At 60.2% G+C, this 13400-nt stretch carries 11 protein-coding genes; 8 read left to right on the top strand and 3 right to left on the bottom strand.

Annotated features, from left to right (window positions below; genetic code table 11):
- Positions 1-197: 197 nt before the first annotated feature.
- From ACIPZE_RS05775 to phhA, 3 genes are all read right to left on the bottom strand, one after another.
- Positions 198-1391 carry an amino acid aminotransferase gene (locus ACIPZE_RS05775; protein ID WP_283437271.1) on the bottom strand — a complete coding sequence of 398 codons (1194 nt, stop codon included), beginning with the start codon at positions 1389-1391 and terminating at the stop codon, positions 198-200.
- Positions 1391-1747, bottom strand: a complete 357-nt coding sequence (locus ACIPZE_RS05770; protein WP_003222798.1) for a 4a-hydroxytetrahydrobiopterin dehydratase — start codon at positions 1745-1747, stop codon at positions 1391-1393. Before ACIPZE_RS05770 ends, ACIPZE_RS05775 begins: the two co-directional genes overlap by 1 nt.
- Positions 1748-1816: 69 nt before the next feature.
- Positions 1817-2608 (bottom strand): phenylalanine 4-monooxygenase, encoded by a 792-nt coding sequence (gene phhA / locus ACIPZE_RS05765; protein WP_003222800.1) that lies wholly within the window; start codon positions 2606-2608, stop codon positions 1817-1819.
- A gap of 374 nt (positions 2609-2982) precedes the next feature.
- On the opposite strand from phhA, the gene ACIPZE_RS05760 reads away from it, so the two are divergent.
- The 8 genes from ACIPZE_RS05760 (at position 2983) to ACIPZE_RS05725 (ending at position 13323) form a co-directional block, all read left to right on the top strand.
- Positions 2983-4545: a sigma-54-dependent transcriptional regulator gene (locus ACIPZE_RS05760; protein WP_129390825.1), complete on the top strand. Its 1563-nt coding sequence runs from the start codon at positions 2983-2985 to the stop codon at positions 4543-4545.
- Positions 4546-4918: 373 nt separating this feature from the next.
- The gene (locus tag ACIPZE_RS05755; RefSeq protein WP_064390829.1) at positions 4919-5659 is read left to right on the top strand and encodes a flagellar basal body rod protein FlgF; all 741 of its coding nucleotides are present in this window, start codon (positions 4919-4921) and stop codon (positions 5657-5659) included.
- A gap of 45 nt (positions 5660-5704) precedes the next feature.
- Positions 5705-6490, top strand: a complete 786-nt coding sequence (gene flgG / locus ACIPZE_RS05750) for a flagellar basal-body rod protein FlgG (RefSeq protein WP_129390828.1) — start codon at positions 5705-5707, stop codon at positions 6488-6490.
- A 53-nt stretch (positions 6491-6543) separates the two neighbouring features.
- Complete coding sequence (flgH, locus tag ACIPZE_RS05745) at positions 6544-7239, top strand: flagellar basal body L-ring protein FlgH (RefSeq protein WP_053118299.1); 696 nt, start codon at positions 6544-6546, stop codon at positions 7237-7239.
- Positions 7240-7266: 27 nt separating this feature from the next.
- Positions 7267-8355, top strand: a complete 1089-nt coding sequence (locus ACIPZE_RS05740; RefSeq protein ID WP_283438649.1) for a flagellar basal body P-ring protein FlgI — start codon at positions 7267-7269, stop codon at positions 8353-8355.
- Between the two features lie 11 nt (positions 8356-8366).
- Positions 8367-9671, top strand: a complete 1305-nt coding sequence (gene flgJ, locus ACIPZE_RS05735; protein ID WP_400771907.1) for a flagellar assembly peptidoglycan hydrolase FlgJ — start codon at positions 8367-8369, stop codon at positions 9669-9671.
- Positions 9672-9695: 24 nt separating this feature from the next.
- Positions 9696-11741: a flagellar hook-associated protein FlgK gene (gene flgK / locus ACIPZE_RS05730; protein ID WP_400771906.1), complete on the top strand. Its 2046-nt coding sequence runs from the start codon at positions 9696-9698 to the stop codon at positions 11739-11741.
- A gap of 13 nt (positions 11742-11754) precedes the next feature.
- On the top strand, positions 11755-13323 hold the full coding sequence (locus ACIPZE_RS05725) for a flagellar hook-associated protein 3 (RefSeq protein WP_283437267.1): 1569 nt from the start codon (positions 11755-11757) through the stop codon (positions 13321-13323).
- Positions 13324-13400: the final 77 nt, after the last annotated feature.

Below are 13400 nucleotides of genomic sequence, written 5' to 3'. Positions count from 1 at the left end.
TAATTCAAATTAATGCGACAGATGGCCGCAGGGGGCGCAAGAACTGCGGTGATTGATCGTTCCCACGCTCTGCGTGGGAACGCCTCAATGGACGCTCTGCGTCCGCTATTGGGACGCAGAGCGTCCCTGCCTGCATTCCCACGCGGAGCGTGGGAACGATCAAAAGCATGTAGGAGCTGCCGCAGGGTATTGCGGTGTTACTTGCTGACGTCAGCGATAGCCTGAGCCAGCAGCGCGAGGCGTGTGGCGTCGATACCGGCGACATTGGCCCGGCCCGAGCTGACCATGTACACGCTGTGCTGCTCGCGCAGTTGTTTCACTTGCTCCGGCGACAGCCCGGTGTAGGAGAACATCCCGCGTTGCACGCCGATGTGCGCAAAACGCTCACGCAGGCCATGCGGTTCCAGCGCTTCGACCAGGCCGCTGCGCAATTGCGCAATGCGCAGGCGCATGGCTTCCACTTCATCGGCCCAACGGGCTTTCAGCTCTGGATCAGCGAGAATGGTCGCGACCACCGCAGCGCCGTGATCCGGCGGCGTCGACCACAGGTTGCGGGCGATATTGGCCAGTTGGCTGCGGATGTCGATGAGCTTCTCGGCGCTTTTTGCGCAGACGATCAGCGCACCGGTGCGGTCGCGATACAGGCCGAAGTTCTTCGAGCAGGAACTGGTGATCAGCAGCTCAGGCACCTCGGCCGCGAACAAGCGGGTCGACCATGCATCCTGTTCCAGACCATCACCAAAACCCTGGTAGGCAAAGTCGATCAGCGGCAGCAGGTTGCGGCTGCGCACCACGTCGAGCACGCGCTGCCAGTCGTCGTGGTTCAGGTCGAAACCGGTCGGGTTGTGGCAGCACGCATGCAGCAGCACCACATCGCCTTTCGGCACGTCGTTGAGTACGGCGAGCATGGCTTCGACGTCGAGGCGGTTGTCACTGCCCACGTAAGGGTAGTGACTGACCTTGACGCCGGCTGCGGCGAAAATGGTTTCGTGAATTGGCCAGGTCGGGTTGCTCAACCATACGCCTTTGCCTGGCAGGCACTGGGCGATGAAGTCGGCCGCCAGACGCAACGCACCGGTTCCACCCGGGGTCTGGGTGGCGCCGGCACGTTGTTCGGCGATCAGTTTCGAGTCGGCGCCAAGCACCAGCTCGTTGATGACTTTGCCGAACAGCGGATTACCGTGGCCACCGATGTAGGTCTTGGTGTCCTGGCTTTCGACCAGTCGCGCCTCGGCGATTTTCACCGCCTCCGGGATTGGCGTCAGGCCCTGGGCATCTTTGTAGACGCCAACGCCGAGGTCAAATTTGCGCGGATTGCTGTCCTGCGCATACGCCTCCATCAAACCGAGGATCGGGTCGCCGGGGACCCGGCCGATGGCGTCGAAGTGCATTACTTGCGTCCTTCTGCGGTCTTGGCCACTTCGTCAGTGCGCGCGGCCATGATGAAGTCGTTGCGGTGCAGGCCTTTGATCGAGTGGCTCCACCAGGTCACGGTGACTTTGCCCCACTCGGTCAGCAGGCCCGGGTGATGACCTTCGGCCTCGGAGATTTCGCCGACAGCGTTGGTGAAAGCCAGCGCGTGCTTGAAGTTCTTGAACAGGAAAACTTTCTCCAGCTGCATGATGCTGTCGCGAACTTCGATGTTCCAGTCAGGGATCTGCTTGATCAGGATCGGCAGTTCTTCGTCGCTGACTTGTGGCGCATCGGCGCGGCAGGCTTCGCAGTGGGCTTGGTTCAATGTCGACATGGTCTGTTCCTGAATTCGATTCTTGTTGGAAATTACTATCTTTGCACGCAAGTCGCGAGCGGGTTCTGCTCAGGCCGCTTTCGGCTTGGGCGGAAATTTCGGTGCGTGCAGACCCAGCTGCATGCCTTGTTTGACCATGGCCATGATGTCTTCATGAGCGACGTCGAACAGGCGCTTGAGGTTCGGCAGGACAAAGTACAGCGGTTGCAGGATGTCGATGCGGTACGGCGTGCGCATCGCTTCGAGCGGGTCGAAAGCTTGATGCTCAGGCTCGTCCGACAGCGAATAAACGGTTTCTTTTGGCGAAGACAGAATGCCGCCGCCGTAGATGCGTTTGCCTTGCGGGGTATCGACCAGGCCGAACTCGATGGTCATCCAGTACAGCCGCGCCAGGTACACGCGTTCTTCCTTGGTCGCCTGCAGGCCGAGCTTGCCGTAGGTGTGGGTGAATTCGGCGAACCACGGATTGGTCAGCAGCGGACAGTGGCCAAAGATCTCGTGGAAAATGTCCGGCTCTTGCAGATAGTCGAGCTCTTCGCGGGTACGTATGAACGTCGCCACCGGGAATTGCTTGCTGGCGAGCAGTTCGAAAAAAGTCTGGAAGGGAATCAGCGCCGGCACACGGGCGACCTGCCAACCGGTGGTCTCGCCTAGCACCTTGTTGATCTCGCCGAGTTGCGGAATGCGGTCGTGGGGCAGACCGAGTTTTTCGATACCGTCCAGGTACTCCTGGCAGGCACGCCCTTCGATCACTTTCAACTGGCGAGTGATCAGCGTGTTCCATACCGCGTGTTCTTCGGCGGGGTAGTCGATAAAACCTTGCGCATCGGGCTCGCGGGCCACGTATTGCGTCTGCTTCATACTGCTCTCCTGCTAGGGGAATTCGTTCTTGTTATGTCCAGCGATGGGGTCAGAATTACCTGAGAGTGGGGTGGTGTGCAGTAGCTGGCGACGCGCTCGCGTAGGAAAAATCGGTGGATTTCGTAAACTATTCGTTACGCTTCGACCGGTATCTCGCATTTACGGTGACTGGCAGGTTTGAAAAGCGCTGCGACTGTCACATAATCTTGACAACTATCTGCGCGCCTCGACAGAAAAGTCTGGCGCCGTTCCCTTGTAGGAGTGAGCCTGCTCGCGATAGCGGTGTATCAGTCGCCATCAATATCAACTGGCCGACAGCCATCGCGAGCAGGCTCACTCCTACAGGTTTCTCAGCGTTTATTCGGGCGATTTATATGCGCATCAAAGTCCACTGCCAGAACCGCATCGGCATCCTGCGCGACATCCTCAACCTGCTAGTCGAATACGGGATCAACGTCGCCCGTGGCGAGGTCGGTGGTGAGCACGGCAATGCGATCTATCTGCACTGTCCGAACCTGATCAACATCCAGTTCCAGGCGTTGCGGCCGAAGTTCGAGGCGATTGCCGGGGTGTTCGGCGTCAAGCGGGTAGGGCTGATGCCCAGCGAGCGCCGGCACATGGAGTTGAACGCCTTGCTCGGTGCACTGGAGTTTCCAGTGCTGTCGATCGACATGGGCGGTTCGATCGTCGCGGCCAATCGCGCGGCGGCGCAGTTGCTCGGCGTGCGCGTGGATGAGGTGCCGGGGATTCCGCTGTCGCGCTACGCCGAAGATTTTGATTTGCCGGAGCTGGTGCGCGCCAATAAATCGCGCATCAACGGCATGCGCGTGAAGGTCAAGGGCGACGTGTTTCTCGCCGACATCGCGCCGCTGCAATCCGAACACGATGACAGCGAGGCCATGGCCGGTGCGGTGTTGACCTTGCACCGTGCAGATCGCGTCGGCGAACGTATCTACAACGTGCGCAAGCAAGAGTTGCGTGGCTTCGACAGCATCTTCCAGAGTTCGAAAGTCATGGCCGCTGTCGTGCGCGAAGCAAGGCGCATGGCACCGCTCGATGCGCCGTTATTGATAGAAGGCGAAACCGGCACCGGCAAGGAATTGCTCGCGCGCGCCTGCCACCTCGCCAGCCCGCGTGGGCAGTCGCCGTTGATGGCACTGAACTGCGCCGGTCTGCCGGAATCGATGGCCGAAACCGAGCTGTTCGGCTACGGCCCGGGCGCCTTTGAAGGCGCGCGTGCGGAAGGCAAGCTCGGGCTGCTCGAATTGACCGCCGGCGGCACGCTGTTCCTCGATGGCGTCGGTGAAATGAGCCCGCGCTTGCAAGTGAAACTGCTGCGCTTTCTCCAGGACGGCTGCTTCCGTCGCGTTGGCAGCGATGAAGAGGTTTACCTCGACGTGCGGGTGATCTGTGCCACCCAGGTCGACTTGTCCGAGCTGTGCGCACGTGGCGAGTTTCGCCAGGATTTGTATCACCGCTTGAACGTGCTTTCGCTGCACATTCCGCCCCTGCGCGAATGCCTCGACGGTTTGACGCCACTGGTTGAGCACTTTCTTGATCAGGCCAGTCGGCAGATCGGTTGCGCATTGCCAAAACTGGCACCGGCAGCGATGGACCGGCTCAGTCATTACCACTGGCCGGGAAATGTGCGGCAGTTGGAGAACGTGCTATTCCAAGCAGTTTCGCTGTGCGATGGCGGAACGGTCAAGGCCGAGCACATTCGGCTGCCGGATTACGGCGTGCGTCAGCCGCTTGGCGATTTCTCGCTGGAAGGCGGGCTGGACGAGATCGTCGGACGCTTCGAGAAAGCCGTGCTGGAGCGGTTGTATTCCGAACACCCGAGCAGCCGACAACTGGGTAAGCGACTGGGGGTTTCGCACACGACGATTGCCAACAAGCTGCGTGAATATGAAGTGGGCAAAGACCCCGAAAGCTAAGTAGAGCTTTTGTTGTGAGCGGGCTGTTGTGGCGAGGGGATTTATCCCCGTTCGGCTGCGCAGCAGTCGCCAAGCCTTTGAATGCGGTCAAGCTGATACACCACATTGAATGGATTTGGGGCGGCTTCGCCACCCAACGGGGATAAATCCCCTCGCCACAGATCATTGTTGGTCGTGATGGCCGGCACTTGCCACTTACCGGCATAACACCGCCGGTTTTTCGACTTCGATACATTTCGCCAATCCTCGCAATCTCCCTCAAGTCCTTTGTTTACCGGGCTTCGCGCCGCCAGAAAAAAGTTGGTCTGCAAATTGCTTATGGCTCAGCAGTACAGCGGTGGGCGGCAAACGTCCGGCATGCAGAGGAAAGAGTGTGGACAAGTACCTTTATGTGGCAATGACCGGTGCCAGCCAGAATGCGCTGGCGCAAAAGGCGCATGCCAACAACCTGGCGAACATCTCCACCAACGGTTTTCAGAAGGACCTGGAACAGGCCCGTTCGATGCCGGTGTTTGGTGACAGCTTTCCGGCGCGTGCGTTTGCCATGAGCGAACGGCCTGCCACTGATTTCTCGCCGGGCTCCCTGGTCGAGACCGGGCGTGACCTCGACGTCGCCGTGACCGGCAACGGTTTCATTGCCGTGCAGAACCCGAACGGTGGCGAAAGCTACGTGCGCACCGGCAGCCTGAATATCGATGCCCTCGGCGTATTGCGCGCCGGCAACGGCATGGCCGTGATGGGCAATGGCGGGCCGATTGCCGTGCCGCCAGAGCAGCAAGTCGAAGTCGGTGAAGACGGCACCATCAGTATTCGGGCGATGGGCGAAGGCCCGCGCGTCATGGCGGAAGTCGACCGGATCAAACTGGTCAATCCGGACATCAAGAACATGAACAAGGGCCTCGACGGCTCGATCTACACCAAGGATGGCCAGCCTGCGCCGGCCGATGCCAACGTCAAACTGGTGTCGGGCTTCCTTGAGTCGAGCAACGTCAACGCCGTCGAAGAGATGACCTCGGTACTGGCTCTGGCCAAGCAGTTCGAGTTGCACATCAAAATGATGAACACCGCCAAAGACGACGACCAGGCCATGGCTCGGGTCTTGCAGATCAGCTAATTATCAGAACGTCGCGCCGTAAAACAGGCGCACGAGGAGAATTGAATGCTTCCGGCTCTATGGGTTGCCAAAACCGGTCTGTCCGCCCAGGACACCAACCTGACCACCATTTCCAACAACCTGGCAAACGTCTCGACCACGGGTTTCAAACGTGACCGCGCCGAGTTCCAGGACCTGCTGTATCAGATCAAGCGTCAGCCAGGTGCTCAGTCGACCCAGGACAGCGAATTGCCGTCGGGTCTGCAACTGGGTACCGGTGTGCGCATTGTCGGCACGCAGAAAAACTTCACCGCTGGCAGCCTGCAAACCACCGAGCAGCCGCTGGACCTGGCGGTCGACGGTCGCGGTTTCTTCCAGATCCTGCAGCCGGACGGCACCACGTCCTACACCCGTGACGGTACTTTCCACCTCGACTCCAATGGCCAGATCGTCAACGCCAGCGGTTTCGCCCTGGAGCCTGCGATCGTCATTCCGAACAACGCGCAGAGCTTCACCGTCGGTACCGACGGCACCGTGTCGATCACGGTTCCGGGCAACCCGGCTGCGCAAGTGATCGGCAACCTGCAAACCGCCGACTTCATCAACCCGGCCGGTCTGCAAGCGGTAGGCAACAACCTGTTCCTGGAAACCGCTGCTTCCGGCGCACCGCAAATCGGTACTCCGGGCCTGAACGGTTTCGGCACCACGCTGCAGAACACCCTGGAAGGTTCCAACGTCAGCACCGTTGAAGAGATGGTCAACATGATCACCACTCAGCGCGCTTACGAAATGAACTCCAAGGTGATCTCCACCGCCGACCAGATGCTCTCGTTCGTAACGCAGAATCTGTAATCAAGTCTATGAGGCGACCATGAGGTCGCCTGCAACACCGTGAGGTAAGGGTCATGAAACGCTTCGTATCTGTTCTGGCATTGGGTGGGGTCGTCTCGCTCGCGGGCTGCGTCGCACCGACGCCCAAGCCCAATGACCCTTACTACGCTCCGGTGTTGCCGCGCACGCCGTTGCCGGCGGCGGCCAACAACGGCTCGATCTATCAGGCCGGGTTCGAGCAGAACCTGTACAGCGACCGCAAGGCATTCCGGGTCGGTGACATCATCACCATCACCCTGAACGAGAAGACTCAGGCGAGCAAGAACGCCAACTCGCAAGTGGCCAAGAACAGCAAGACCGGCATCGGTCTGACCTCGCTGTTCGGCGGTAGCGGCGTCACCAACAATCCGTTGGGTGGCAACGATCTGAGCCTGGACGTCGGTTACAGCGGCGACCGCGCGACCAAAGGCGACAGCAAGGCTGCGCAGGGCAACACCCTGACCGGTTCGGTCACAGTGACCGTTGCCGATGTGCTGCCCAACGGCATCATCGCCGTGCGCGGCGAGAAGTGGATGACCCTCAACACCGGTGATGAACTGGTGCGCATTGCCGGTCTGGTGCGTGCCGATGACATCGCCACCGACAACACCGTGTCGTCGACCCGCGTCGCCGATGCACGCATCACCTACTCGGGCACCGGCTCGTTCGCCGATGCGAGTCAGCCAGGCTGGTTCGACCGTTTCTTCCTCAGCCCGCTGTTCCCTTTCTAGGTGGCTACGTTGAATCTGAAAAGCTTCATGCTGGCGGCGGCCGTGATGTCCGCAGCCTTTGGTGCCCACGCCGAGCGGCTGAAAGATATCGCCAGCATTTCCGGCGTGCGTTCCAACCAGTTGATCGGTTACGGCCTGGTCGTCGGGCTTAACGGCACCGGTGACCAGACCACGCAGACCCCGTTCACCCTGCAGACCTTCAACAACATGCTCTCGCAGTTCGGCATCAAAGTGCCGCCGGGTTCGGGCAACGTGCAGTTGAAGAACGTCGCGGCGGTGTCGGTGAGTGCCGATCTGCCAGCGTTCGCCAAGCCGGGTCAGCAGGTCGACATTACGGTGTCTTCGATCGGTAACTCCAAGAGCCTGCGCGGCGGCACCTTGTTGCTGACCCCGCTCAAAGGTATCGACGGCAACGTCTACGCCATCGCTCAGGGCAACCTGGTGGTCGGTGGTTTTGATGCCGAAGGTCGCGACGGTTCGAAGATCACCGTCAACGTTCCGTCGGCCGGTCGCATCCCGGGTGGTGCGTCGGTGGAGCGTTCGGTGCCGAGTGGTTTCAACCAGGGCAACAGCCTGACGCTGAACCTCAACCGCTCCGACTTCACCACCGCCAAGCGCATCGTCGACAAGATCAACGACATGCTCGGCCCTGGTGTTGCACAAGCCATCGACGGCGGCTCGATCCGAGTGACTGCGCCGCTCGATCCGAGCCAGCGCGTCGACTACTTGTCGATCCTCGAAAATCTCGAAGTTGACCCGGGTCAGGCGGTGGCGAAAGTCATCATCAACTCGCGTACCGGGACCATCGTCATCGGCCAGAACGTCAAGGTTTCGCCGGCCGCCGTGACCCACGGCAGCCTGACCGTGACCATCACCGAAGACCCGATTGTCAGCCAGCCTGGCCCGTTGTCCAACGGCCAGACTGCGGTGGTGCCGCGTTCGCGCGTCAACGCCGAGCAAGAAGCCAAACCGATGTTCAAGTTCGGCCCGGGCACCACCCTCGACGAGATCGTCCGTGCGGTGAACCAGGTCGGCGCGGCGCCGGGTGACTTGATGGCGATCCTCGAAGCACTGAAACAGGCCGGCGCGTTGCAAGCCGACCTGATCGTGATCTGAGGACGGCCATCATGGATATGCGCAAAGGCAGTCTGGTCAGCAACGCCGATTCGGGTTCGTACTCCGACCTCAATCGCCTGAATCAGCTGAAAGTCGGCGACAAGAACAGCGACGGCAACATGCGCAAGGTGGCGCAGGAATTCGAGTCGCTGTTCATTGGTGAAATGCTCAAATCGATGCGTTCGGCCACCGAAACGCTGGGTCAGGACAATCCGCTCAACACCCCGGCGGCCAAGCAATATCAGGAAATGTCCGATCAGCAACTGGCCGTTTCCATGTCCCGCGAGGGCGGTGGTATCGGCCTGGCTGACGTGCTGTTGCGCCAGATGCAGAAGAACAAACCGATGGCGCCGGGTGAGGCTGCCGCCGCGTCCGCCGCCAAGCAGGAAGAAGCCCGGGCCAAAGTCGCTGCGGTGGCCACGCCGGTTGCTGCTGGCACCACCGCCACCAACGGTCCGTTGTCGCGGGTCAATGGCGAGCGTCCGTTGTGGGCTTCGCGTTCCGGGCGTGTGTCGAACACCGCAGGCATTTCGCACAGCAATGACATGGCGATGATCAACAAGCGTCGTCTGGCCTTGCCGCCGAAACTGGCTGATCGTCTGCTCGCAGGTCTGGTGCCGTCGGCCACGACGAATGCCACGCCGGCATCGAATACCGTGCTGCCACGCGCCACCACCGCCGTCGCTACTGGCGCAGGCCCGTTGTACAACGGCGACTGGCTGGCCCGTGCCGAAAGCGATAAAGCCACCGGCGGGCAGATGCAGATTTACGGCCGTGCGATGGCGCAGATCCCGTTGGCGCCGGCGAAGAAAGCCTTCAGTTCCGCCGACGAGTTCGTCAACACCATGTTGCCGATGGCCAAGGAAGCCGCCGACCGTATCGGCGTCGATCCGCGTTATCTGGTCGCACAGGCGGCACTGGAAACCGGTTGGGGCAAATCGGTCATGCGCGCCCAGGATGGCAGCAGCAGCCACAACCTGTTTGGCATCAAGGCGAGCAGCAACTGGAAGGGCGATTCGGCCCGGGCGATCACCAGCGAATTCCGCGACGGGCAGATGGTCAAGGAGACGGCGGAGTTCCGTTCCTATGCTTCCTACAAGGACAGCTTCCACGATCTGGTGACTTTGCTGCAGACCAATAATCGCTATCAAGATGTCGTGAAGTCTGCCGATAACCCAGAACAGTTTGTACGCGAGTTGCAGAAGGCCGGTTACGCCACCGACCCGAACTACGCGACAAAGATTTCGCAGATAGCCAAGCAGATGAACAGTTTCCAAAACTACGCTGCGGCGGGTGTATCCACCACGCCTTTATAAGGCACAAGGTATAAGGTCTGAACCATGAGTTTGCTCAATATCGGGATGTCGGGACTGTCGGCCAGCCAGTCCTCTTTGGCTACGACAGGCAACAACATTGCCAACGTCGACACCGCCGGTTATTCGCGTCAGCAAACCGTGCAGGGGACCAAATCCTCGCAGCAGTTCGGTAACGTCTTCATCGGCACGGGCACGACCCTGGCCGACGTGCGCCGGGTCTACAACTCGTACTTGGAAAGCCAGTTGCACACCGCGACCTCGCTCGACAGCGAGTCGGCGGCCTATCTGGCACAGGCCACGCCGCTGGACTCGATGCTGTCCGATACCAATACCGGCCTGACCGGTGTGCTGCAAAAATTCTTCACCTCGATGCAGGGCGTTTCGACCTCGGCCACCGATGACACTTCCCGTCAATCGGTGCTGACCGGCGCGCAGGCTTTGACCAACCGCTTCAACACCCTCGCCAAGCAGCTCAACGACCAGAACACCAGCATCAACGGCAGTCTTGGTGACATGGCCGCCCAGGTCAACAAGCTGGCCAGTTCGATTGCCACGCTGAACCAGAAGATCGGCGAGATTTCCACCAGTGGCGGTGCGCCGAACGATCTGCTCGACAGCCGTAACGAAGCCGTGCGCCAACTGTCCGAGCTGACCGGTGCGCAGGTCGTCGAGCGCGGTACCAGCTTCGACATCTACGTCGGCAGCGGTCAGCCGCTGGTGATCGGCAACACCACCAACACCCTGAGCACCGTGCCGCTCAAAGACGATCCGTCGCGCGTGGGCATTCAGATGGACCGCGGTTCGAGCACCCTCGACATCACTTCGGTGATGAGCGGTGGCGAAATGGGCGGTCTGCTGACGTATCGCAAAGAAGTCCTCGACCCTTCGCTCAATGAGCTGGGTCGTGTTGCACTGGTGGTGGCTGATCAGATCAACAGCCAGCAAGCGCAAGGCATCGACAAGAACGGTGACTTCGGCGCGGCGCTGTTCAACAACATCAACAGTGCTGCACTGGTCAGCCAGCGCAGCATCGCGGCGTCGGGCAACAGCACCGGTTCGGGCAACCTTGATGTCACCATCAAGGACACCGGCAAGCTGACCACCAGTGATTATCAAGTCACGTTCACCAGCGCCACCGACTACACCGTCAAGCGGTCCGACGGCACCGACCTGGGCGCGTTCAGCACCACCACCAACCCGCCACCGGTGATCGACGGCTTCACTCTGTCGCTCAATGGCGGTGCGTTGAGCGCCGGTGACAGCTTCAAGGTGACGCCGACCCGCAACGCGGCGGCGAGCATCCAGACCGTTCTCAGCGACCCGAAGAAAATCGCTGCGGCCGGTCCCTTGACCGGTGTGGCCAGCGCTGCCGGCCTGGGGACTTACACTCAGCCGACACTCAGCGACAGCATCAATATCTACAACCCGACCGCCCAGGCAGACATGCAGGCGGCGCTGAAGAATTCGACGCCAGTCAAACTGGTGTTCGGTGCGGCCAGTGGCGGTAGCCAGTCTTACAACCTGGTGGATGCCAAGGGCGCGACCATCGGCAGCGGCACCATCGTTCCCGGTCAGGCGAACACGCTGAACCTCAAAGTCGGCATCGTCGATGCCAGCGGCAACCCGGTGATGGACACGACCGTCACGCCGAACGTGCAGAAGACCTTCACCGTGCAGACCACGGTCGGCGGCACGCCGAAGTCCGGCGAAACCTTCACCATGAACCTCACCGGTGCGGCGTCTTCGGACAACCGCAACGCGCAGGCGCTGGTCGGCCTGCAAACCAAGCAGACCGTCGACACCGGTTCGGCGAGCAAGGGCATCAGCCTGACTGACGCCTACAACAAGCTGGTCACCAACGTCGGCACCAAGACCGCCCAAGGCAAGTCCGACAGCGCTGCGACCTCGGCGATTCTCGATAACGCCAAAGGTGCCCGCGATTCGTTGTCCGGGGTCAACCTGGATGAAGAGACCGGCAACCTGGTCAAATACCAGCAGTACTACACAGCGTCTTCGCAGATCATCAAAGCTGCGCAGGAAACTTTCGCCACGCTGATCAACAGCCTTTAAGGAGTCGTAATTCATGCGCATTTCCACCGCCCAGTATTACGGAACGCAAGCTTCGGACTATCAGCGTAACTTCAACAAGGCCGTTGCCACCGCCAGTGAGGCGAGCAGCCTGACGCGCATCAACACCGCTTCCGACGATCCGGTCGGCGCCGGCCGTTTGCTGCAACTGGGTCAGCAGGCCGCGATGCTGGATCAGTACAGCACCAACATCAGCAGCACCAAGAGTGCGCTGACGGTGCAGGAAACCACGCTGGACTCCATCACCACGGCGTTGCAGAGTGCCAAGGAAATCTCCCTGGCCGCCAACAACGGCAACCTTACCGACAAGGACCGCCAGGCTTACGCTGCGCAACTGTCGCAGATCCAGCAACAAGTCCTGGGCCTGATGAACTCCAAGGATGCCGACGGCAACTACCTGTTTTCCGGTTCGAAAACCGATACCGCGCCGTACTCGCAAAACAACGACGGCACTTACAGTTACAACGGTGACCAGACCACCATCAATCTGGGCATTGGCGACGGTATGTCGGTCGGTACCAACACTACCGGCTGGGACGCGTTCCAGCAGACCATCAACACCGCTCGCACCAACACCACCATGACCTCTCCACCGGTTGACGACGGTCGTGTCGTGCTGTCCAACGGTACGGTCGGAACGGCTGCCACCTACAACGCCAAATTTGCCGGCGGCGAGCCTTACACCGTCAGCTTCCTCAGCAGTACGCAGCTGAAAATCACCGATGCGCTGGGTAATGATGTTACGGCTGAAGCAACCCAGAATGGTTTGATCAGCAACAGCAGCGGTGCCAACCAGACGGTCAGCTTCCGTGGTGTCGACATGAAGTTGAACATCAACCTCAAGGCGGGTGACACCAACCCCGACGCCGTGATCGCCGGGCACAGCTTCCAATTGTCGGCCACGCCTGACTCGTTCACTACCGCACGTAGCCCGGGCAACCCGTCGACCGCCGTTATCACCGGTTCGAACATCACTGATCCTGTGGCTTACAGCAACGCCTTCCCGCAGGGCGGTGCAGTCCTCAAGTTCACCAGTGCCACTGCTTTTGATTTGTATGCGGCGCCTGTCACTGCTGACAGCAAGCCAGTGTCCTCGGGCACTGTCGCTGGCGGTAACGCAACCGCTGCGGGCGTGACCTTTGCATTGGGCAACACTCCTGCAGCCGGTGATCAGTTTTCGATCCAGTCGAACAACCATCAGACGCAGAATATCCTCGATACGCTGGGTCAGATGGTGACCGCGTTGAATGCGCCGATCGATGGCAATGACGTCGCCAAGCAAAAATTCCAGGGCATCATGGAAGCGGGGCTAGGTAACATCGATAGCGCTTCCAATCAGGTCGGCGCCGCTGTCACTTCAATCGGTGCTCGCGGTCAATCGCTGGATATGCAAACCGTCACCAATCAGAGCCTGAGCACCGCCAATACCACGACTCAAGGCTCGATCCGTGATTCGGACCCGGCAGAAGTCATGACGCGTCTGACTCTGCAACAAACCATGCTGCAAGCGGCGCAACTGGCATTCAGCAAGATCAGCCAGCTGGGCCTGTTCAACAAGATCTGACGGTAACCGGGCGCGCAAGCGCCCGTTTGTTTTGGCTCTTGAGTATCTAATGTCTTTTTTTGCGGTATCCAGAGGGC

The organism is Pseudomonas sp. NPDC089741, assembly GCF_044748825.1.
Classification (GTDB): Bacteria; Pseudomonadota; Gammaproteobacteria; order Pseudomonadales; family Pseudomonadaceae; genus Aquipseudomonas; species Aquipseudomonas helmanticensis.
The sequence above is the reverse complement of the archived record's forward strand: the minus strand, read 5'-3'. Positions and strand labels throughout refer to the sequence as shown.